Genomic DNA, 20,488 nt, shown 5'->3' on the forward strand with positions numbered 1-20,488 from the left:
TGGGCGTCCTTGGCAATCAATAAATATCTTGCCTCGATGAGGAGTGTGATCTCGCGAGAGACGTGCTCCTCATTGGCATTTGCCGCACAGCATCCTCGATAGCACTGCAATGTCCAAGCGCTGTTCCAAGCTGCGGTGCCGTTCTCTACCAACTCCGGTGCGATACACCGAGTCACCGCTGGCAGCGCGGTGTCTGCGTGTTGCAACAAAGAGCGACTATAGCTTCGGTAGGCCCTCCGGTCGCAGTAGGCGACGCTGGGCGGCAATGCGGAAGGGCGCGTTCATGGCGCCATATCCATTATAGGCGCCGCGTCGCTCGATGATTTCGAAGAAGAACCCTTCACCGAAAGTGCGGCTGTAGATCTGGAAATATTCGCCGTGTTCGTCGCGGTCGTAAAGGATACTGGCGGCACGCAGCGCATCGGAGAAATCCGGTTCAAGACCGAAGCGCGCCTCGAGGTCATCATAATAGTTTCGCGAGATCGGCAACGCCTGAAAGCCGGTGGTCTTTAGCGCCTCGGCAGTCGCAAAGATGTCGTCGCTCGCAAATGCTATGTGCTGGATGCTGGTGCCGAAGCCTTCTGCCAAGAATTTGCCGGCAAAGGTCTTGCGATTTTCAGCGCCGTTCATGGTGAGGCGGAAAAGCGGTTGCGGCTCGCTTTCGATGGCCTGGCTTCGCACTAGCCCGCCCGGATCAACCACGTCGACCATCGGCGTGCGCCGGGTGGAGAAGATCGACGTGTAGAATAAAAGCCAGGTCAGCATCTCGTCGTAATGGGTTGTCTGGGCAAGATGGTCGATACGGGTGAGATGGGCTGTGGGCGACCCGCCCTCGTCGACCAAAGCCTCGAATTCGCTCTCCCAGATACTGCCAAGCGTCGCATTATCGTCGAGGAAGTAGATGACACCATTGCCGACGCCCTGAATGCCGGGCACCGCGACTTCGCCGGGCTGCCGGGGCTCGGAAAAGACGGGCGCACCGAGTGCGCGCGCGCGGGCGAGCGCTTGCTCGGCATTATCGACCTTGAGGCCAAATGCATAGGCATTGGTGCCGTGTACGGCATAGGAAGCGCCGGCAAAGCTATCGCCACTCTCATCCGTATTAATCAGGATACGGATATCGCCCTGGGTATAGAGATCGACGGCGCGGTTGCGGTGCCGGGCGGTGCGTCTAAAGCCAAGCGTTTGCAGAAGATCGATGAGGGTCTGTTGTTCGTCGGGTGCCGAGGTGAACTCGACGAACTCCACCCCTTTCGCCTCGACACGGTCCGGCATCTCCGGCATGGAAAGACGGATATCGGGCTCGTAGCGCCGGACGCGGTCCATCAGATTGACGAGCGAGCGATGTCCGTCCTCTGCCAAAGCCCTGGCTGATCCGCCACGGAACTGATCGTTGAAGATTTCAAGGGAGAGCGGGCCGGTATAGGCAGTGGCTACCACAGCGCGCATGAAATCGACGACTGGCAGATCGCCCTCTCCTGGCATATTGCGGAAATGGCGGCTCCAGTAGAGCAGATCCATGTCGAAGAGTGGCGCATCGGCAAGCTGCACGATGAAGATCTTGTCGCCGGGAATGGAGCGGATCGAATTGGGATCGATCTTGCGGGACAAGGTATGGAAACTGTCCAGGATTATGCCGACATTCGGGTGATCAGAGCGCCGCACGATTTCCCATGCGTCGCGATGGTCGTTGATGTGGCGTCCCCAGGCAAGTGCTTCATAACCGACACGCACGCCATGCCGAGCGGCCATCTCCCCGAGTTCGTGGAAATCAGCTGCTGCCCGGTCTATCCCGCCAAGCGAGATCGGCGATACATTCGAGCAAATCAGCATAAGATCAGTGCCAAGCTCTTGCATGATCTCGAACTTACGCTCCGCCCGCTCGAAGGCGCGGCTGCGGTGAGGCTCCGGCATGCCTTCGAAATCTCGAAACGGCTGGAAAAGCGTGATGTTCAGACCGTAGTCGCGCACGATCTTTGCCACCTCGCGTGGCGAGGCATCATAGGTCAGAAAGTCATTCTCGAAGATCTCGACGCCGTCAAAGCCAGCACGGGCAATCGCTGCCAGCTTTTCAGGAAACTCGCCGCTGATCGACACCGTCGCCATCGACGTGCGCATCATTACGCTTTGCTTGTCTGTCTGGTACTGGGCCATATTGCCTTACCTTTCGTGTTTATGTACGAGTTGGTTAATATGGAACGTGGAAAAACGCGGATGCAAAGCATCCGGGGGAAACATGACGAGCACCGCGACGACCACTGAGGGCAAGAAGGCGCGTCCGGCAAAGCGCGATCCGGAGGGCGTGCGGCGCGACATACTGGCGGTCGCGATGGAAGAGTTTTCCCAGAACGGTCTTTCCGGGGCGCGGATAGACGAGATCGCAGCACGGACGAAAACGTCCAAACGCATGATCTATTATTATTTTGGCGACAAGGAAGGCCTGTACCAGCACGTTCTGGAAGAGGCCTACAGCAAGGTGCGCGGCGGCGAGAGCAATCTGGCACTGGATCATCTCGACCCGATGGCCGCGCTCGACGCACTCTGTCGCTACACCTTCGAGCATCACCGCCGCAATCCGGCCTTCATCCGCATGGTCATGATCGAAAACATCCATCACGGCAGGCATGTGCAGATGTCGAAGACCATCCGAAGCCTCAACCGTCCCGCGATTGCCGCGCTGGAGGCGGTGCTGAAGCGCGGTCAGGAGAGCGGTGTTTTCCGTGAAGGGATAGAGGCACTGGAGCTCCACTGGCAGATCAGTGCGCTGTCCTTCTTCAACGTCTCCAACGCTCCGACCTTCTCCTCCATCTTCGGCGAAGACCTTTTCACACCGCAAGCGCAGCAAACGCTGGCGCGCCACGTGGCTGAAATGGTTTTGCGCTATGTGGTCCGGCCCGAACATATCGACGCTATCGGGTCTGACGAGCGATGAGATGGCGAAGCGCCGCGCTGTAGCCTTCGATACCGAGACCCGCGATGACGCCGTCGGCTCGTGTCGACACATAGGAATGGTGGCGGAAGACTTCCCGCTTGTGAATGTTGGAAATATGGACCTCGATCACGAGCGCCTCATAGGCGTTCAGCGCATCGAGGATGGCAATCGACGTGTGACTGAAAGCGCCGGGGTTGATAACGATGCCAGCGGCATTGCCGCGCGCCTCGTGAATCCAGTCGATTAGCTCGTATTCCCGATTGCTCTGCGCGAAGAAAAGTTCATGACCTGAGGCCGTCGCTACGGCGCGACACGCCGCATCGACATCGGCAAGCGTCTCGCGGCCGTAAATTTCCGGCTGACGCTGTCCGAGCAGGTTGAGGTTCGGTCCGTTAAGAACGAAAAACAGGCTCATGCAGCCGCCTCCGCTTTAAACATTTCGGCAAAATGGGCGCTCATCCGCTCCGCATCCGGCTCACGCCCGCAGAACAGCCGGAATGCACCGACAGCCTGGAAAATCGCCATGCCACCGCCCGGCAGTGTCTGACAGCCCTTCCCTGCAGCGGTCTCGATCAGCCTGGTGATGAGCGGCATATAGACGATATCCGCAACCCAGTGGCGCGACATAATCAGAACGGGATCGACCGGAATGCCGGGATGGGCCGGCATGCCAACAGGTGTCGCGTGAATAAGGCCATCGGCATTGCCGAGCACAGCTGCTGGCGTTTTAGCTGGCATCGCCCGGCCCTCGCCAAAGCGGGTGTTGAGGTCGTGCGCAAGCCGCGCCGAACGGTCGACGTCCTGGTCGAAGATATCCAGCCTGCCGATGCCGAGTTTCAATGCGGCATGGGCGACCGCGACGCCGGCGCCACCTGCACCGATCAGCAGCGCCCGGTCGCGCCGGGCATTCGGCAGACCGCGCTGGAAGCTTTCATAAAAACCGTACCAGTCGGTATTGTGACCGATGCGCTTGCCATCTTTGAAGACGACGGTGTTGACGGCGCCCAGCATGCGGGCATCCTCGGAAAGCTCGTCCAGATGGGCAATCACCGCCTGTTTGAAGGGATGCGTGATGTTGGTCCCGGCAAAGCCGCGGGCTTCCAGTTCCGCCAGAAGGTCGGGCAGCGCGGTCTCTGTCACATCGCGAACATTGATGTCCACGAGTTCGTAAGTATAGTCGAGGCCGTGCGCACGGCCCTCGCGCATATGGAGCGCCGGCGATTTCGAAAGCTGGATATCGGCGCCGATAAGGCCGACCTGATAGGCGGTTCGTTCTGTCATGGATCTGGACCGTTTATGCGGCGTGAAAGGCGCGGCGGGCCATCCCGCCGCTTGCTTCAGTGATGCGCTAAGATTTCACCGAGGAAGATGCGCGTGCGCTGATGTTTTGGATCGCGGAAGAAGTCCTCCGGCGGCCCCTCCTCGATGATCTCGCCCGACGCCATAAAGACCACGCGATCGGCCACCTGGCGGGCAAAGCCCATTTCATGGGTCACGCAGATCATCGTCATCCCGTCGCGGGCAAGGCCGATCATCGTATCCAGCACTTCCTTGACCATTTCCGGGTCGAGCGCCGAGGTTGGCTCGTCGAAGAGCATCGCCTTCGGCTCCATGCAGAGTGCGCGCGCGATTGCCGCACGCTGCTGCTGGCCGCCGGAGAGCTGGGCGGGATACTTGTCGGCCTGATCGAGAATGCGCACGCGAGCAAGATATTTGCGTGCGGTTTCTTCAGCATGCCCTTTGGAGAGCCCCTTCACCCGCATGGGCGCAAGCGTGCAGTTTTCCATGATGGTCTTGTGCGGGAAGAGGTTGAAGCTTTGAAACACCATACCGACCTCCCGACGCACGGCATCGATGGCACGGGCAGAATCGGTCAGCGTGGTGCCTTCGACGGTGATCTTTCCCTCCTGGATTTCCTCCAGATGGTTGATGCAGCGGATCAGTGTCGATTTCCCGGAGCCGGACGGGCCGCAAAGGACGATCTTCTCGCCTTTGCGAACCGTCAGATTGATATCCCTTAGGGCATGGTAGGCTCCATACCACTTTCCGACGCCCTCAAGGGCAATCAGCGGAGCCTGGACGGCGGATTGCGGCATGGAAACCTCCCTTACTTCACGGTGAAGGGGACGTCAGGCATGGATTCCGGGAACTTCGGAACCTCGCGCTTCATCCACTTGGTATAGATCGCCTGCAACTCGCCATCGGTCTTGATCTTTTCGAGGAAAGTGTTGATGGCCTGGTTCCAGTCCTTCTCGCCGGGACGGGTGCCCGCGCCGTTGTAAAGGGTCGTCAGGTCGAACTTGGATTCGTATTTGCCCGGTGCTGCAGCGTTCAGACGATCACCATAAAACTGGTTGCCGCCTACGGCCTCGACCTGACCGGAGACGATCGCCTGAATATTGGCGGCATCGTCGTCGAAGCGCAGAATGCTTGCCTTGTCGCCTGCGCCCGCCGTGATGGCGGTGTCCATGGCACTCGACTTCGGTACCCCGACATTCAGTCCCTTCAGATCGTCAAAACCGGCAATCTTCTTGTCCTTGGGCCCATAGACCGACAGAACGTTGCCGGCATAGGGCTGCGAATACTGGATCGTCTTGGCGCGCTCCGGCGTCATGCCCATCGTTGCGAACAACACGTCGACCTTACCGGTCATGAGCGCCGGAATACGGTTGGCAACGGCGAGCGGTACGAACTCGGCTTCAAGACCGAGGCTTTTGGCGAAGGCTTTGCCAATATCCGCGTCTAGGCCATCCTGGACCCCGCTAGAATTGACGAAGCCCCAAGGCGAGTTGTCGCCCTGAATGCCAATAACAACCTTGCCCTTGGCTTTGGCCTCCTCAAGCGTGCCAGCCGCGGCATCGACCGGAGCCATGAAGGGCAGAGCGGCAGCGGCGGCCATGAGCGCAAGTACGCTGCGGCGACCGAAAGTCATGCTGGATTTCATCATATTCTCCTCCTTGTAAACTGATGAATGCATGGTCACGAAAGTAGATCTCCTCCACCATCGACCGGAAAATCGACGGGTCTTTCACGACGCTCTATCGAGCGGCGGTCTGAAGGCGTTTCTCGACGCCAGCACCCCAAAGAGAGAGCGGCCAGCAGATCAGGAAATAGATGAGGCCAACGATGGCGAAGACGGTGAGCGGGCGGAATGTCTGGTTGGAGACGATCTGGCCGGCGCGCGACAATTCGACAAAGCCGACGATGGCAGCAAGCGACGTGCCCTTGATGAGCTGCACCAGGAAACCGATGGTGGCCGGCAGCGAAATGCGCAACGCCTGCGGCAGGACCACGTCCTTCATGATAGACCTGTAATGCAGGCCAAGCGCGCGGGCTGCTTCCGTTTGGCCCTTGGGAACGGCCTGTATGCCACCGCGCCAGATTTCACCGAGAAACGCGCTTGCATGCAGTGTGAAAGCAATGGCGACTGCAATCCAGGCATCGATATTGAAGCCAAGCAGAGCCACGCCGTAATAGACCACGAAGAGCTGCATCAGGAGCGGCGTCCCCTGAAAGACAGCGATATAACCAGCGGTTGCCCGACGCATCGACGAGGCTTCGGCGGTGCGGGCCAAGGCCACGAGAAGCCCAAAGACACCACCACCAGCAAAGCCGATCAAGGTCAATGCGATGGTCCACTTCAGGCCTTGCATGAGGAAGAACAGTTCGTTGGGGCCTATGCTTGCCATGATCGTCTCCTCACTTGACCGGGTAGCTGAAAGAGATGCGCGAGATGAGACCAAAGACGCCCATCATCAGCGAGGAAATCACGAGGTAGAGCAGCGTGATGGAGAAATAGACCTCGAAGGAGCGGAAGGTATCGGCCTCGATCTTCTGCGCCACGGAGGTCAGCTCGTAAGCTGCAATGGACGTACAAACGGAGGTCGTCAGCGTCAGCATAATGAACTGGCTGGTAAGCGAGGGATAGACCGCCCGCAACGCAGGCTTCAGAATGATGTGGCGGAAGATCTGCGCGCGACCGAGGCCAAGCGCGAGCCCTGCTTCCACCTGCCCCTTTGGGACGGCATCCACACCCCCGCGAATGATTTCGATCGCATAGGCGCCACCATTAAGCGCCAGCGCGACGATAGCAGTCACTGTCGGATTAAGACGCAGACCAAGCTGCGGCAGCGCGAAGAAGATAAAAAATATCTGGACCAGAAAGGGCGTATTGCGGATCAACTCTACGAAGCCGATGACAAAGCCGCGCAACGGCTTGAAGCGCGACCGACGTGCTACGACGCCCAGAATCCCGATGACGGTCGCCAGCGACATGCCGGCAAGCGCCAGGCCTATGGTGGCAAGACACGCGACGAGCAGCTCGGGAAGGCGATCGATGACCGCCGAGAAATCGAGACTGTATGACATGGTTCCTCCGCAACCTTCCGGTTAAGGCATTAGCCCGCCGTTCGGTCGTCTCCCGTTCTCCGCACTTGGGCTTTGAACGCTCCCTTGTTCCTGCCGGATAGTGTTTCAAGAAGAGCTCTCCCAAGCCTCTCCAGATCCAACATATGAATGTTTGTACCAGTTAGTTCATTTTAAAGTCAACGCTCAAGGAGAATGAAAATGCAGCTTTCACGACTGATTTTCGGAGCGATTTTGTTTCTATTTATTCAATGATTTCAATGCACCATGAACCATGAAGCAGCAAGCAGGGATCACGCTCGAACACCCTCACTCGCAGGCTATTCCTCGGCTGTGATGCCTTTGTTCTCTCCAGGCTCTCGCCCGATGCGTCTGATGTCGCCTAGCAGTCGGCGCGCAGTCTGTAGCGCGGAGGCGCTCGCCAACACCATGGGCGGCAGCGTCATCCATTCCAGCATCCAGGCGGCACCCGACCGCTCCTGCTCATGCACCAGCGACTGATGAAGCGCCGAAACTTGCGTCGCGTTGAAGCGCGCTAGCGTGATCAGCAGTTCCGCTGCAACCGGATTCTGCTTGTGCGGCATGGCCGAAGACCATCCCCCACCAGCAAGGCTTATCTCGGTGCCCGCTTGGGCGAGCAGGGCGATGTCCTGCCCGATCTTGCCGAGGCTGCCGGTGACAAGTGACAGGAGTCCCGCGAATTCGGCGATAGTGTCCCGCTGGCTGTGCCATTGCCCACGATCGTGAAGGCCGAGACGGGCGGAAAGTGCAGCCCGCAAGGCCGGCCCATCGTTCCCAAAGCGTTCGAGCGTTCCCACCGCGCCGCCGAACTGCACGGAAAATCCAACGGCGGCAAAATGGGCGAGCCGGGACTGCGTGCGTTCGAGTGGGGATCGCCAGGAACCGATCCGATCGGCGGCCTTTATCTCGATTGCGGCCTGCATCCGCGTATGCGCCATCAGCGGCTTGTCACCGTCGCGCTTCAAAAGTGCGTCGAGATCGCCAATCACCTCGCCCAACCGAGCCTTGATGATGTCGTTCGCCGCCTTCAGTCTCACCATCAGGCTGGTATCGATAACGTCCTGGCTGGTCGCGCCGAAATGTACTTTCTCCGCAGCCGCCCCACCGACCGCCCCGCGCATCTGGCGAATGAGCGCAGGAACGACCACGCCATCACGCGCAGTGCCCTCAGCAAGCCCGGCCATATCCGGCGCGAAGGTGCCGAGCGCGGCGTCGATCGTTTGGGCAACATCGACGGCGAGCACGCCGCAATCTGCCTCGGCCAGTGCCAGCGCCCTCTCGAAGCGGATCATCGCGGCAATATCGGCCTCTGCGGAAAACAGCGCAGCGATCTCGGCATCGCCGAAGAGGCCGGAGAGGAAAGGATGATCGAAGGGCGAGAGGCTCATGGCGGTCAGATATCGAAGAAAACGGTTTCGCCATCGCCTTGCAGGCGAATGTCGAAGCGATACGCATTCTCACCATCCGCCTTCGCGATCAGCGTTGGAATGCGGTCCTTGTGCTCGATTCGTGCGAGCACCGGATCGGCTGCGTTTGCTGCACCCTCCTCGGGGAAATACATTCTAGTATGCAGACCGATATTGATGCCGCGCGCGACAATCCAGAAGGTGATGTGTGGCGCCATGAAACGACCATCCTTGAATGGAACGCGGCCGGGCTTGATCGTTTCGAGCAGGAACTCACCGGTATCCATATCGCCAGGCGAGCGGCCCCAACCGGTAAAATGCGAGTCGGCAGCGCCAGCCGTCTCGCTCGGGCTGTTATAGAGCCCTTGAGCATCGGCCTGCCAGATCTCGACCAACGCATCCTTCAGTGCATAGCCGCCGCCGTCGAAGACGGTGCCGCGAATGGTGATGCGGGTGCCGGCGGCCTGATCGTCATAGAGTTTGCCCGAGCCGAGATCGCGCTCGAAGACGCCGTTGATGCCAACGAAATTCGGTGTGCAACCGATATGGACGTAGGGACCCGCCGTCTGGGAGGCGCTTTCTTTCAGATAGTCGAGCGGCTGCACCATGTCAGTTCCCCTCCGGGCGGTTCTCGAAGAAGGTCGAGCGGCGCCCACGCAACACGATGTCGAACTTGTAGGCGCGCATATCCATGGGAATGGTCGCATTCATATCGAGTGGCGCGATCAACCGGCGAATGGCATCCCCATCCGGGATCGTCTTGACGATCGGACAACGCCAGATGAGCGGATCGCCCTCGAAATACATCTGGGTAATCAACCGCTGCTGAAAACCATGACCGAAGACGGAGAAATGAATATGGGCCGGACGCCAGTCATTCACACCGTTCGGCCACGGGTAGGGACCGGGCTGAATGGTCTTGAACCAGTAATAGCCATTCTCGTCGGTGATGGTGCGACCGACACCGCCGAAATTCGGATCGACGGCGGCGAGATAGCTCTCCTTCTTGTGGCGATAACGCCCACCGGCATTGGCCTGCCAGAATTCCAGAAGCGCGCCGGCAACGCCGGCTCCCCGCTGGTCCAGCACCCTGCCATGCACGAGGATGCGCGGTCCGATGGGCATTTCGCCGGGCTTGGCGTAGTTCAGGATCAAATCGTTATCGAGCGGGTTCAGCAACCCATGGCCAAAGACCGGGCCGGTGATTTCACTCTTGGTGCCCTCGAGCGATATCAGCGCACGCTGCGGCGAGCGCAAAATCGAGGTCTTGTACCAGGGCGTATAGGCCTGCGGCTGCATCTCCCGATCACGGGCAAAGAAGGGGCCGGTTTCCGGAGGGTGTTTGCTCACGTCGTCTGCTCCTTTTGCGCGGAGGATGCGTTTCGATCGGCCAGCACCTGCTTGGCGATCTTGAAACCATGATTGGCAGCGGGCACACCAGCATAGATCGCCACATGCATCAGCGCCTCGCGAATGTCGTCTTCGCTCGCACCGGTATTGGCGGTCGCCCGCACATGCATCGCCATCTCCTCGTATTGCCCAAGTGCGGCAAGAAGCGCGATGGTCACGTTGGAGCGATCCCTCTTTGTCCACCGATCGCTCGACCAGACCGTGCCCCAGGCACTTTCTGTGATCAATCTCTGGAAAGGTTGGTCGAAGGTTGTAGCCAAGGCGCTCGCCCGATCCACATGCGCATCGCCCAGCACCGCACGACGGGTCACCATGCCCTGGCTGTAACGATCGACGGCCGAGGCTCCGGCAGTGGCGAGGGAAAGGTTCTTCAAGAAGGCGGCAACTGCAGCCGCATAGGCTGCCGGCTGCTCCAAGCAGGGGATGTGCCCGCAATCGGCGATCTCGACGAACCGGCTGCCGGGAATACTATCGGCCATCGTCCGAACCAGATCAGGCGACGTCGAGCCATCCTGATCGCCGGCAACGCAGAGGGTCGGCGCGGCAATGTGCGTCACGGCCTCGGTGTAATCGGCATCGCGGATCGCCGCACAGGTGCCGCTATAGCCCTCCGCCGACTGGCGGGCCAGCATCGTTCGGGCGCCAGCGTAAAGCGGATTGTCGGTCCGCCGGAAGGCCGGGGTAAACCAGCGCTCCATCACCGGATCGACGAGTCTCGCTAACCCATCAGCTTTGATGGCATCGATACGCGCATTCCACATCTCGGCAGTGCCGATCTTGTGGGCAGTGTTAGACAGGATCAAAGCGGTGATGCGCTCAGGCCGCGTTATTGCCAGCGACTGCGCGATAAGCCCGCCCACCGAAAGTCCCCAGACGATAACTTTTTCAATCTTCAAATGATCGAGAAGAGCGAGGAGATCGTGCGCATGAGTCTCGATCGTGTAGGGCGTAACGCCAGCCCCAGAAAGCCCGTGGCCACGTTTGTCATGCAGCACATAAGCATACGTGTCGCCCAGTTCGTGCATGACGGCATCCCAGATCCGGAAATCGGTACCGAGCGAATTGACGAAGGCAATGACCGGCTTTCCCGGCACCATACCCACGGTCCGGTAGTGGATTGCTGTGTCGTCAACATTAAGGAAATTCATCTCACACTCCTCTTAGGCAGGAGATTGCAAGATAGCTCAGGTTAAGTAAAATGAGATTTTTCGCACCTTACATAACTTGGTGGTTATGGTTTCTCTTATCGATCCACGTATCAAACTCCGTCATCTGCAGGCCTTTATCGAGGTGGCGCGGCAAAAGAGCGTCGTGAGGGCAGCCGATGTGCTTCATATCAGCCAGCCAGCAGTCACCAAAACGGTGAGAGAACTCGAGGACGTGCTGGGTGTCGCTCTCTTCGAACGCGAAGGTCGCGGTATTCGCCCAACGCGTCTCGGCGAGATCTTCCTGCGCCATGCGGCTACCACGATGACCGCCCTTCGCCAGGCGGTCGATGCCGTGTCGCGGGAAGCGGCGCAGGCAGACCCGCCTGTCCGCATCGGCGCCTTGCCGACGGTATCGGCACGCATCATGCCCGAGGCGATGACGCACTTTCTTGCAGACGCAACCCCGGCCCCCGTCAAAATTGTAACCGGAGAAAACGCGATCCTACTGGAGCAACTGCGCCAGAGCGATCTGGACCTCGTCGTAGGACGACTTGCCGCTCCGGAAAAAATGACCGGTCTCAGCTTCGAGCATCTTTATTCGGAACGGGTGGTTTTCGTCGTTCGTCCCGGGCATCGACTGCTATCGCGCAATGCCAATATCTTCACCGAACTTTCAACCTATCCCATGTTGATGCCCACCCGCAATTCGGTGATCAGACCGATAGTCGAGCAGTTCCTGATCGCACAGGGCATAGCAATGCCGCAAACGCAGATCGAAACCGTCTCCGACTCGTTTGGGCGTGCCTATGTCCGCATGAGCGATGCTGTCTGGATCATCTCGGAAGGGGTGGTGTTCAGCGATGTCGCAGCAGGCACTCTTGCCGTTTTGCCATTCGACACCTCCGACACGAGCGGGCCCGTAGGGCTAACAATGCGGACGGATACGGCAATTTCCACCTCACTCGCCCTGATGATCAAGGCGATACGTGAAGCCGCCACGATTGGGCGTGTGGCGTGATCTCAACCGCCATCACCTCCGCGGGAGCGAACGGCTCAATTCGGGTGGTTATTGGATGGGCAGTTGTTCGGGTCAGGAGCGACCGTCAAAGTCCAGAGGCTTCGACCATTTGTGAGCTGAGCAGATATTGGCACGCGGCAAAGCTCTAAGACTGGCTTTCCTACCTCGTGCTCATGCCCACGTTACAGTTTCAACAGCTGTCCACGACATAGAGACGTGAACAGCAACTGTGCAAGTCCGACTTCTTGCTGCACGGTTGGGCTCGCCGCTCGATCATTTAACTTTCGAATACGCCGATCGCAAACTGCCAAGGGGCGTGACGAGCGGTTCCCAGATGGTGACCATCTCGAGCAAAGGAAGAGAACTCACGGCCATCAAACCAGAACCAGCGACGCTAGCGACAAGACTAGCGCTGGAAACATGACAACCGCGCCGAGCTTGAGAAATCTCCAGCTGCTAATATCAAGGCCTTCGCGCCGCAGTGCCGACAACCACAAGATTGTCGCAAGAGAGCCTGTGACGGACAGATTGGGACCCAGATCAACGCCGATCAGGACAGCGCCAGCGACCTTGTCCGATACATGTGCCGCCTGAACCACGCTACCTGCGAGCAATCCGGCAGGCAGATTGTTGACGAGATTACAGATGACGGCAACGAATGTCCCGGCCACCCCAATTGCGTAGCCTTCTGAAACAGAGGACAGAGACACCAACTGATTGGCGAGAGTGGTCGTAACACCCGTCCGGTCAAGCGCTTCGACGATGACGAACAAACCTGCCACCAATGGCAGGACACTCCAGCTGATACCTTTTATCGTCTCGATCGGGCTTTGGCGTGTCAGCAACAGAACGAGAGCAGTCGTGATCGTTCCGGCAATGAAGGTGGGGACGCCGAGGTCAGCATGGAGCGCAGACGCAACGATAAGGACAATGGCGGTGATCACGATCCCCCATCCTGCGAGACTTGCGCTTCGACTGAGGACCGGTCGCTCTGCAGCAGCAGCAAGACTTTCCTCCGACAAAGCACGCCGCTGCGTCCAGTAGAGGCACATAAATGTAACGACAATGGAAACCACTGACGGTAGCAGGAACGTCGCCAGCCAACGCGACAGAGGTGGCATTTCACCGCCAGCAAAGATCACGAGATTAGCCGGATTGGAGATCGGCAACACAAAGCTCGCGGCATTCGCGATAAAGGCGCAGATCAAGAGGTAGGGCATCGGATCGCGAACCCGGCTTGCTCGGCATGCCGCATAGACGGCAGGCGTCAGGACGACAGCCGTCGCATCGTTCGAAAGAAAGACCGTGACGACAAGGCCTACCAGATAAACGAGTACAAAGAGGCGCTTCGGCGAACCCTTGGCGTAGGATGTCGCTATGGCGGCAACCCAATCAAAAAGGCCTTCGCGACGGGCAAGCTCTGACAAGAGCATCATGCCGATCAGGAACAGGTAGACATCAGTCCCCTTGGTGACACCTGCTAGCGCATCGGCAGGTCCGATCAGTTGGAAGACGACGAGGAGAACCGCGCCAACTACGGCCCAGATAGCCTCCGGCCAGCGGAACGGCCTAGTAATCACGCCAGCTGCTGTCAGCCCCGCAATACCCCATACGATCGCATTCTGGGTCATATGGCTCATCCTTGTTGTCGTAAGAGGCGCAATGGCCTGGCAGCGCGGAAATCCGGCTCGTTCGGCCGAACCGGATACATCACATCTTCGTCATCAGCAACAGGTTCCACCAGTCGTCAATCCATCTTCCCTTCGATTTAGCTCCCTTGCACAAGGCGTTATTGTTTCGGTCGCAATTTCGCGTCGCTCACGCATTGGAACAGCATGCCCTAGGAATCACTTTCGCAATCGTTCCTGCGGCGTAAATAACGCCAAAACAATCCATTAGCGGATATCTGGCACCCATAAGCGTTCATTAGGCTTGCCTAAAAAAATCGATCGGTCCAGAAAGCGATCCGTCTTTGCACCTTCACATCACGATACCCGGCAGGCGCTTTGACCTGAGTGGATCTGAAGTCACACGGCAGATGCTCTGCGCACTGAAGTGAAACTGAAGATCTTCTCGGAATGGAAATGAGGACTGAAATGACATTAAATCGAGCTTGCAAATCCCTGATCCGCTCTCTGTCCCTTGCAGCGGCCCTAATCCTTCTCTCAGCTTGCGATGACAGCACATCAAGCCAATCGGACCATTCGCAGGGGGTGCGAACAGCAAGCGACCAGGAAGAAATTCAAAAATATAACGCATATGTGGAGGTCGCAAACGCGGTTCGCCGCCCTTACGCAGAAGATCTGGCGACCTATCAGAGCGTTGTTAAGCCAGTCTTCGACGGCAAGAAGAAGGAGGACGATCTTCTCTTCCCTTCCTCCTCTACAATGAGCCAGATCAAAGACAATCTAGATAAGGCACGAACGATGAAGCCCGACATGGCTGACATCGACGGACCGGCGAAGGCCTATAGCGACGCGTTAAAAAACGCGATTCCTATTGACCGCGATATGGCAAACTACATCGAGTCGAAGGCCTATCTTGGCGACAAGTCTGCGCACGGGCGCGAGATACAACCAGCCTACATTTCCGCCATGGAAGCCCTGGCGATGGCCCAGGAAAACTACGATAACGCGATCGAAGCCAAAGATCGCGCACGTATCAAGTCTGCGTTCGATAACGCGGAAAAAGACACTCTGGCCTATTTCCGGATCGGCATGGTCTACAGGATTAAAGAGAGCATGAACTTCGCGTCCGGCTTCCTGAGCGGATCCGGCCTGGGCGACGAGCGCGACGCGTTCAAGACGTCTCTCGATCAGTTCAACGCAATGGCGACAGGCTATGACGATAAAATCCGAGAGCAAAACAACGAGGGCTGCTCGGCGATCATGTCCAAAGCCAATGCTTATCTCTCCACTGGCAGACAGATCGTCAACAGGACCGAAGAGGGTAGCTACGAAAAGGACAAGCAGCAGCGCTCCCAGTTCCAAATGATGCAATCGCGCGAGCAAGAGGATGCCAACTCGCTGCTGCAGGACTATAACAATATGATCAGCCGCCTTAATATGAACCAGTGCTGAGGTGGCGACGATCCGAATAGTCGCTGCTCGTAAACAGCGATCCCCAGATCGGTTTGCCTGGAAGCGCCGGTGATAATGCACTTCGGTTGGTAATTGTGCTTGTAAACCAATGAGTGCGTTACAGCCTCTTCATTCGGCGCTAATCATAATGTACGGGACGGAGGCTGCACCGTCCCGGCATGGGTGAAGGTGAGTTCTTCAGCCGTTCTATCCGTTCGCTAAGCGATAGCGCTCTGCGCATGAGCATCATCGCCACCAGCGGGAATACCAAATCTGATATCGCTTCTTTTCACATCTTGCCGGACAGCAGGATGCGGCAAGCCGTTTTTCGAAGTATCGCATTATGGTCATCGGCGCCGCCCATGGAAGCATAGGGCCGGGTTGTCAGCAAGATCATGAGTCTGGAGAAAACAGCCCATCGCATGCTTCTACGGAGTACCGCCAAGGCTCATGGAAACTATAACGTCTATGGCAACCTTGGCGGAGGTCCGAAAAGAGCGGCCGGACGAAAGATCCGTGAGGCGCACGGATCCGGCATCCCATATTGCGGATGGTCTGAATCAAAGCTGTCTCGAAGGCTTATCGATCTTTTGGCGCAGCCCGCTAATACGCGTTTCCACGATGGACGCGCCTGGATCGAAAAAGAAATTCGAAATTAACTTCGATTATGCTGACATCACCGGCAAGCGGCGGCTAGCGAGGGCGGCTTGGCCACATGCATTTGCCCAAGCCTCAAAGCGCCAATCCACTTGCCCTGTCAAAAACATGAACCCGCTCGTGATTGATGTTAGCGGCGAACAGCGAATTCGTTCGCACCAGTTGTTCGCCGTCAACCACCGCGGTCACGTGATGTCCGGCAAGATCAAACACTACATGGGTCTGCGCACCCGTCGGTTCCACCAGCAAGGTGTTTCCGGACACCGTCACGTCGCCTTCGCCGCCCATGGCGAAGTGCTCGGGACGTAGTCCAATCGTCACCGATTGCCCGCGCTTAACTTTGCGATCGGTCGCAATGCGAATGGCTGTTCCGTCATCCAATCTCGCAGCGGGCGCGCCATCTTCGCCATCCACGATGCATTCGATGAGATTCATCGCAGGTGAACCGATGAAGGCGGCGACAAACAGGTTGGCGGGTTTCTTGTAAAGCTCGAGCGGCGTTCCCTGCTGCTCGATGCGCCCCTGATTGAGGACAACGACGCGGTCCGCCAAGGTCATGGCTTCGATCTGATCGTGTGTGACATAGATCGATGTCGTGCCGACCTTCTGATGCAGGGTTTTGATTTCGCTGCGCATCTGCACGCGCAGTTTCGCGTCAAGATTGGAAAGCGGCTCGTCGAAGAGAAAGACCGCAGGATTGCGCACGACAGCCCGCCCCATCGCCACACGCTGGCGCTGGCCGCCGGAAAGCTGCGACGGTTTGCGATCCAGCAGATTGGCGAGGTCCAGCATCCGGGCGGCTTCGGTGACGCGCTCTTCGATGACTGCCTTGGGTTGGCCCGCGATCTTCAGGTTGAAGCCCATATTTTCGGCCACGGTCATATGCGGATAAAGCGCATAGGACTGAAACACCATAGCGATGTTGCGTTCGCGCGGCGTCATCTCATTGACGATGTTGCCGCCGATCAGGATGTCACCTTCGGTGATTTCCTCGAGTCCCGCAATCATGCGCAGCAGCGTGGACTTTCCGCAGCCCGAAGGTCCGACGAGCGCGATGAACTCGCCATCGGCTATCTCCAGTGAAATGCCATGGATGACGCCAAGCGAGCCGTAGGATTTGCGAATATCTTTCAGTTCCACAGATGCCATTGTCTTCTCCTCCTCAGGACTTGACGGCGCCGGCCGTCAGACCCGCGATGATGTGTTTTTGCGCTAAGAAGAACACGATGATGGTTGGCAGGATCGTCATGGTGATGAAGGCAAGGACCAGCTGCCATTCCGTGCCGAACTCACCGCGATAGACCATAATGCCGAGCGGCCAAGGGTATTTGGATTCCGAGTTGAGCATGATGAGTGGCAAAATGTAGCTGTTCCAGCTGCCGACGAAGGAAACGATGCCGACCGTCGCGATAATGGGCCGCGAAAGCGGCAAGGAGATATGCCAGAAGAATTTCAGGTAGCCGCAGCCATCGACAAACGCTGCCTGAAAGAGTTCGTCGGGCAGATTTCTGAAATAGTTGCGGAACAGCAGGATGCTCATCCCCAGACCAAATGCCACCTGCGGCAGCACAACGCCCCAATAGGTGTCAAGCAGCCCGAGATCGCGAATGCGGATGAAGAGCGGCAGAATGGCTGTGGCGGCAGGGAACATCAGTCCCAACAGGAAGTAATTGAGCAGAAAGTTGGAGCCGAAGAATTTCACATGCGCGAAGGTGAAGGCTGCCATCGCCGAAACGACGAGCGTCAAAAACACCGTCAGAACGGCAATGACGAGCGAGTTGAAAATCTGCAGCCAGTAGCGCTTTCCGAGCAGGATATCGCCGTAGTTGGCCCACTGCCACTCCGCTGGCAGACCGAAAGGATTGACGCGCAGATCACCGAGCGTCTTGAAGCCCCCAAGCGCGGTCGTGAGCAGCGGTATCAGGACGATGGCGGCAATAAGGGTTAGCGACACATAGAGGTAGATCCTCGTCTGCACGCTGACGCGGACGGATGTGGACGTATCAGTCATGGCGCATGAAGATCCTTTTGTAACCGAAGGCAAGCGTGACGCAGATAATAAACAGCACCACCCCGACAGCACTTCCAAGCCCAACCTGCATGCGCATGACGCCATATGTGTAAAGGAACGTCACCATCGTCTGGGTAGAATTGGATGGGCCGCCGCCGGTCAGCGGCATGATCATATCGAAGAGCTGCAACGAGCCAATCACGGCAAAGAAGATCGATAGCCGGACAGTCGAACCGAGCATCGGGAGCGTCACGTACCTAAACTTCTGCCAGCCGCTTGCCCCATCGATCTCAGCGGCCTCCAGCACGTTCTTGTCCACCGATTGCAGCCCGGCGATAAACAGCATCATGTGGAAGCCGAAGTACTTCCAGACGATAACGGCGAGGACGGCATAGATCGCGACATCCTTATCCGCCAGCACATAGGGGTTGGCAAAGCCGAAGAAGTTTGAGATGGCAGCGAATAGCCCGTAGTCGCCGTCATAGACAAAGCGCCAGATAAGACCTGCCGCGACATCTGCCAGAACGTACGGCAGGAAGAAAACGAGACGAAAAGCCACGACGCCCGGAATGCGATGGGCCAACATCGTCGCAAGCCAGATTGCCAGCGGGATCTGTATGCAGATCGAAATCACGATGATCAGCGCATTGTTGATCAGCGCTTGCGAAAAGGCAGCATTGCCAAACAGAACCTGAAAATTCTTCAGCCCAATGAACTCGCTCGGCGTACCGTAGCCATTCCAACGGTACAGGCTGTACCAGGCCGCCTCTCCCATCGGCAGAATAACGAAGAGGGTGAACAACAAGAGCGCCGGGGGCAGGAATATCAACAAGGTCAGCGCGCGGTCATGCGCAACGGAGCTCCGTTTCCGTTTCGACTTTACGACAGGGCTTGCCAGCGCCGGCGCAGCGTTCATGGAAATATTGGTCATTTTATCCGCTTTCGTATTCACGCGGTGGCGATAGGCGCCGTACATTGACGACGCCTATCGTTCAGGCGGGATCAGCGAAGCTCGAAAGCATCCTGGATCTGCTGTGCACCCTCTTCGGCCGTCATCTGACCGGAGACGATCTCGACGGATATATCGTTGACGACGCGGCCGACGGCGGCACCGAGCGTCTGGTCGAAGAAGTTTTGATGCCAGGTGGAGGCCGCAAGTTGCTTGGCGGAATCGGCCATAAGCGGATCCTTCACCGCTTCACTCGCACCGACTGCAACGGGCAAGATCATGCCGGCTGCGGCGAGTTTCTTCTCGTTATCCGCGTTGGTGAGAAAGGTGGCGAAATCGATAGCTTCCTTGGAAGCATTCTTCGTCACCGCCCATCCGTTCAGGCCGCCCAGAGTATCGGTGGCTTTACCCGCACCGCCCGTGACCATCGGGAAAGCGAAGCGTCCGAGATTGTCGGAAGCGAGACCCTTGCCATCACCTGCATTCTTGCGTTGATTGGCTTCGGTATTGTCGAAACCAAGGATCATAGCAGCTTTTCCGTCGCCGAAGACGCCAAGCGCCTGAGGCCAAGTAGCGCCGAGATAGCCAGGCTGGAATGGCTCGAGTTTGCCAAATTCGGCAAGCTGCTCACCGGCCTTGATGATGGCAGGATCCATGAAGCCTTCGCCCTCGCCCTTGCTTGCCGCCTCGAAGACCGACTGGCCTCCATTGCGCATGACGAGGTAACTCCAGTAGAAATGGATCGGCCATTTCTCGCCACCGCCACCGGCAATCGGAACGATGCCAGCCTCTTTGATCTTCTTCACAGCGGCACCGAGATCATCCCACGTCTTGATATCTTCCGCCTTCACGCCAGCCTTGGAAAACAGCTCCTTGTTGTAAAAGAAGCTGACGAGGCTAACACGGTAAGGCACGGCCCAGACTTTGCCATCGAAAGACAGGCCGTCGATGGCCGCCGGGTTATAGGCGTTTCTGATCTTGCCGCCATCGGCATCGAAAACTTCGGTGAGATCTTTCAGAGCACCGGTTTTCGACTGCTCCTCAAGCACGCCACCACCCCAGCTGTAGAAGAAGTCGGGCACGTCATTTGATTGTAGCAGGGTCGGAAGCTTTGCCTTGAAGGCTTCGTTTTCTAGGAACTGTAGCTGGATGTCGACATCAGGATGTTTGGTCTCGTAATCCTTGGCAATCTCCTCCCAGACGGCCACGGATTTCGGATCGAGTTCAACATGCATCCACTTGACGACCGTTGCGGCAGAAACGCTCGCTGCGCCGAGCAAGAAGGTAATGGCTGTGGTTGAGGCAAGCGTTATCAGCTTGCCGCCCAGGCTTGCGCCTGCGTGCATATACGTCATGATGGTGATCCTCCCGGGGACTTCCTCACATTTATTCCCCAATCCGAATTAATTCATATAAGAATTGGATGACTGTCAAGGCATCGCCAATATTTTTCCGAGCAATGCTTGACATGGGTGCCGATCTTGACGCTAT

The 20,488-nt window shown here is 57.7% G+C and carries 19 protein-coding genes; 3 read left to right on the forward strand and 16 right to left on the reverse strand.

Annotation, left to right across the window (positions count from 1 at the left end; all coding sequences use genetic code 11):
* Positions 1–216: 216 nt before the first annotated feature.
* Positions 217–2,118, reverse strand: a complete 1,902-nt coding sequence (locus ACQZ5M_RS13710) for a bifunctional sugar phosphate isomerase/epimerase/4-hydroxyphenylpyruvate dioxygenase family protein (protein WP_449080143.1) — start codon at positions 2,116–2,118, stop codon at positions 217–219.
* A 118-nt stretch (positions 2,119–2,236) separates the two neighbouring features.
* On the opposite strand from ACQZ5M_RS13710, the gene ACQZ5M_RS13715 reads away from it, so the two are divergent.
* Positions 2,237–2,932, forward strand: a complete 696-nt coding sequence (locus ACQZ5M_RS13715) for a TetR family transcriptional regulator (RefSeq protein ID WP_449080014.1) — start codon at positions 2,237–2,239, stop codon at positions 2,930–2,932.
* Here the strand turns inward: ACQZ5M_RS13715 and aroQ are convergent.
* From aroQ to pcaDC, 10 genes are all read right to left on the reverse strand, one after another.
* Positions 2,910–3,347, reverse strand: coding sequence for a type II 3-dehydroquinate dehydratase (aroQ, locus tag ACQZ5M_RS13720; RefSeq protein WP_449080015.1), 438 nt, complete (start codon positions 3,345–3,347; stop codon positions 2,910–2,912). The two genes, ACQZ5M_RS13715 and aroQ, sit on opposite strands and share 23 nt — an antisense overlap.
* Positions 3,344–4,213, reverse strand: a complete 870-nt coding sequence (locus tag ACQZ5M_RS13725; RefSeq protein WP_449080016.1) for a shikimate dehydrogenase — start codon at positions 4,211–4,213, stop codon at positions 3,344–3,346. The genes aroQ and ACQZ5M_RS13725 overlap by 4 nt, the downstream gene beginning before the upstream one ends.
* Positions 4,214–4,269: 56 nt before the next feature.
* On the reverse strand, positions 4,270–5,028 hold the full coding sequence (locus tag ACQZ5M_RS13730) for an amino acid ABC transporter ATP-binding protein (protein WP_449080017.1): 759 nt from the start codon (positions 5,026–5,028) through the stop codon (positions 4,270–4,272).
* An 11-nt stretch (positions 5,029–5,039) separates the two neighbouring features.
* Entirely contained in the window at positions 5,040–5,879 is an 840-nt protein-coding gene (locus ACQZ5M_RS13735) for a transporter substrate-binding domain-containing protein (protein WP_296101383.1), read from the reverse strand.
* A gap of 91 nt (positions 5,880–5,970) precedes the next feature.
* Positions 5,971–6,621, reverse strand: a complete 651-nt coding sequence (locus ACQZ5M_RS13740) for an amino acid ABC transporter permease (protein ID WP_449080018.1) — start codon at positions 6,619–6,621, stop codon at positions 5,971–5,973.
* A 10-nt stretch (positions 6,622–6,631) separates the two neighbouring features.
* Positions 6,632–7,300 carry an amino acid ABC transporter permease gene (locus ACQZ5M_RS13745; RefSeq protein ID WP_062424470.1) on the reverse strand — a complete coding sequence of 223 codons (669 nt, stop codon included), beginning with the start codon at positions 7,298–7,300 and terminating at the stop codon, positions 6,632–6,634.
* Between the two features lie 317 nt (positions 7,301–7,617).
* Positions 7,618–8,706: a 3-carboxy-cis,cis-muconate cycloisomerase gene (locus tag ACQZ5M_RS13750; protein WP_449080019.1), complete on the reverse strand. Its 1,089-nt coding sequence runs from the start codon at positions 8,704–8,706 to the stop codon at positions 7,618–7,620.
* Positions 8,707–8,711: 5 nt separating this feature from the next.
* On the reverse strand, positions 8,712–9,332 hold the full coding sequence (gene pcaG / locus ACQZ5M_RS13755) for a protocatechuate 3,4-dioxygenase subunit alpha (protein ID WP_449080020.1): 621 nt from the start codon (positions 9,330–9,332) through the stop codon (positions 8,712–8,714).
* Between the two features lies 1 nt (position 9,333).
* A complete protein-coding gene (gene pcaH, locus ACQZ5M_RS13760) occupies positions 9,334–10,023 on the reverse strand; it encodes a protocatechuate 3,4-dioxygenase subunit beta (RefSeq protein ID WP_296076533.1) in 690 nt (229 codons plus the stop codon).
* Between the two features lie 47 nt (positions 10,024–10,070).
* On the reverse strand, positions 10,071–11,282 hold the full coding sequence (pcaDC, locus tag ACQZ5M_RS13765; RefSeq protein ID WP_449080021.1) for a bifunctional 3-oxoadipate enol-lactonase/4-carboxymuconolactone decarboxylase PcaDC: 1,212 nt from the start codon (positions 11,280–11,282) through the stop codon (positions 10,071–10,073).
* An 85-nt stretch (positions 11,283–11,367) separates the two neighbouring features.
* Between pcaDC and pcaQ the strand changes: the two genes are divergently transcribed.
* On the forward strand, positions 11,368–12,300 hold the full coding sequence (gene pcaQ / locus ACQZ5M_RS13770; RefSeq protein ID WP_449080022.1) for a pca operon transcription factor PcaQ: 933 nt from the start codon (positions 11,368–11,370) through the stop codon (positions 12,298–12,300).
* 374 nt (positions 12,301–12,674) lie between these two features.
* Here the strand turns inward: pcaQ and ACQZ5M_RS13775 are convergent, their stop codons facing one another.
* On the reverse strand, positions 12,675–13,931 hold the full coding sequence (locus ACQZ5M_RS13775) for an arsenic transporter (RefSeq protein ID WP_449080023.1): 1,257 nt from the start codon (positions 13,929–13,931) through the stop codon (positions 12,675–12,677).
* A 465-nt stretch (positions 13,932–14,396) separates the two neighbouring features.
* On the opposite strand from ACQZ5M_RS13775, the gene ACQZ5M_RS13780 reads away from it, so the two are divergent.
* A complete protein-coding gene (locus ACQZ5M_RS13780) occupies positions 14,397–15,380 on the forward strand; it encodes a YiiG family protein (RefSeq protein ID WP_449080024.1) in 984 nt (327 codons plus the stop codon).
* A gap of 732 nt (positions 15,381–16,112) precedes the next feature.
* On the opposite strand, the gene ACQZ5M_RS13785 is transcribed toward ACQZ5M_RS13780, so the two are convergent.
* From ACQZ5M_RS13785 to ACQZ5M_RS13800, 4 genes are all read right to left on the reverse strand, one after another.
* The gene (locus ACQZ5M_RS13785; RefSeq protein WP_296019613.1) at positions 16,113–17,186 is read right to left on the reverse strand and encodes an ABC transporter ATP-binding protein; all 1,074 of its coding nucleotides are present in this window, start codon (positions 17,184–17,186) and stop codon (positions 16,113–16,115) included.
* Positions 17,187–17,199: 13 nt separating this feature from the next.
* Positions 17,200–18,048 carry a carbohydrate ABC transporter permease gene (locus ACQZ5M_RS13790; protein ID WP_449080025.1) on the reverse strand — a complete coding sequence of 283 codons (849 nt, stop codon included), beginning with the start codon at positions 18,046–18,048 and terminating at the stop codon, positions 17,200–17,202.
* Positions 18,041–18,964: a carbohydrate ABC transporter permease gene (locus tag ACQZ5M_RS13795; protein ID WP_449080144.1), complete on the reverse strand. Its 924-nt coding sequence runs from the start codon at positions 18,962–18,964 to the stop codon at positions 18,041–18,043. Before ACQZ5M_RS13795 ends, ACQZ5M_RS13790 begins: the two co-directional genes overlap by 8 nt.
* Positions 18,965–19,050: 86 nt before the next feature.
* Positions 19,051–20,352, reverse strand: coding sequence for an ABC transporter substrate-binding protein (locus ACQZ5M_RS13800; protein WP_296038596.1), 1,302 nt, complete (start codon positions 20,350–20,352; stop codon positions 19,051–19,053).
* Positions 20,353–20,488: the final 136 nt, after the last annotated feature.

This window comes from Rhizobium sp. 22-785-1 (assembly GCF_053521965.1).

What these genes read in the sequence shown, in the direction of transcription:
- ACQZ5M_RS13795 (WP_449080144.1), bottom strand. Translation starts at nt 18,964, where the DNA reads ATGAACGCTGCGCCGGCGCTGGCAAGCCCTGTCGTAAAGTCGAAACGG.
- ACQZ5M_RS13710 (WP_449080143.1), bottom strand. Translation starts at nt 2,118, where the DNA reads ATGCGCACGTCGATGGCGACGGTGTCGATCAGCGGCGAGTTTCCTGAA.
- pcaH (WP_296076533.1), bottom strand. Translation starts at nt 10,023, where the DNA reads ATGCAGCCGCAGGCCTATACGCCCTGGTACAAGACCTCGATTTTGCGC.
- ACQZ5M_RS13740 (WP_449080018.1), bottom strand. Translation starts at nt 6,621, where the DNA reads ATGGCAAGCATAGGCCCCAACGAACTGTTCTTCCTCATGCAAGGCCTG.
- pcaG (WP_449080020.1), bottom strand. Translation starts at nt 9,332, where the DNA reads ATGGTGCAGCCGCTCGACTATCTGAAAGAAAGCGCCTCCCAGACGGCG.
- ACQZ5M_RS13800 (WP_296038596.1), bottom strand. Translation starts at nt 20,352, where the DNA reads ATGACGTATATGCACGCAGGCGCAAGCCTGGGCGGCAAGCTGATAACG.
- ACQZ5M_RS13730 (WP_449080017.1), bottom strand. Translation starts at nt 5,028, where the DNA reads ATGCCGCAATCCGCCGTCCAGGCTCCGCTGATTGCCCTTGAGGGCGTC.
- aroQ (WP_449080015.1), bottom strand. Translation starts at nt 3,347, where the DNA reads ATGAGCCTGTTTTTCGTTCTTAACGGACCGAACCTCAACCTGCTCGGA.
- ACQZ5M_RS13790 (WP_449080025.1), bottom strand. Translation starts at nt 18,048, where the DNA reads ATGACTGATACGTCCACATCCGTCCGCGTCAGCGTGCAGACGAGGATC.
- ACQZ5M_RS13735 (WP_296101383.1), bottom strand. Translation starts at nt 5,879, where the DNA reads ATGATGAAATCCAGCATGACTTTCGGTCGCCGCAGCGTACTTGCGCTC.
- ACQZ5M_RS13785 (WP_296019613.1), bottom strand. Translation starts at nt 17,186, where the DNA reads ATGGCATCTGTGGAACTGAAAGATATTCGCAAATCCTACGGCTCGCTT.
- ACQZ5M_RS13725 (WP_449080016.1), bottom strand. Translation starts at nt 4,213, where the DNA reads ATGACAGAACGAACCGCCTATCAGGTCGGCCTTATCGGCGCCGATATC.
- ACQZ5M_RS13750 (WP_449080019.1), bottom strand. Translation starts at nt 8,706, where the DNA reads ATGAGCCTCTCGCCCTTCGATCATCCTTTCCTCTCCGGCCTCTTCGGC.
- pcaDC (WP_449080021.1), bottom strand. Translation starts at nt 11,282, where the DNA reads ATGAATTTCCTTAATGTTGACGACACAGCAATCCACTACCGGACCGTG.
- ACQZ5M_RS13715 (WP_449080014.1), top strand. Translation starts at nt 2,237, where the DNA reads ATGACGAGCACCGCGACGACCACTGAGGGCAAGAAGGCGCGTCCGGCA.
- pcaQ (WP_449080022.1), top strand. Translation starts at nt 11,368, where the DNA reads ATGGTTTCTCTTATCGATCCACGTATCAAACTCCGTCATCTGCAGGCC.
- ACQZ5M_RS13780 (WP_449080024.1), top strand. Translation starts at nt 14,397, where the DNA reads ATGACATTAAATCGAGCTTGCAAATCCCTGATCCGCTCTCTGTCCCTT.
- ACQZ5M_RS13745 (WP_062424470.1), bottom strand. Translation starts at nt 7,300, where the DNA reads ATGTCATACAGTCTCGATTTCTCGGCGGTCATCGATCGCCTTCCCGAG.
- ACQZ5M_RS13775 (WP_449080023.1), bottom strand. Translation starts at nt 13,931, where the DNA reads ATGACCCAGAATGCGATCGTATGGGGTATTGCGGGGCTGACAGCAGCT.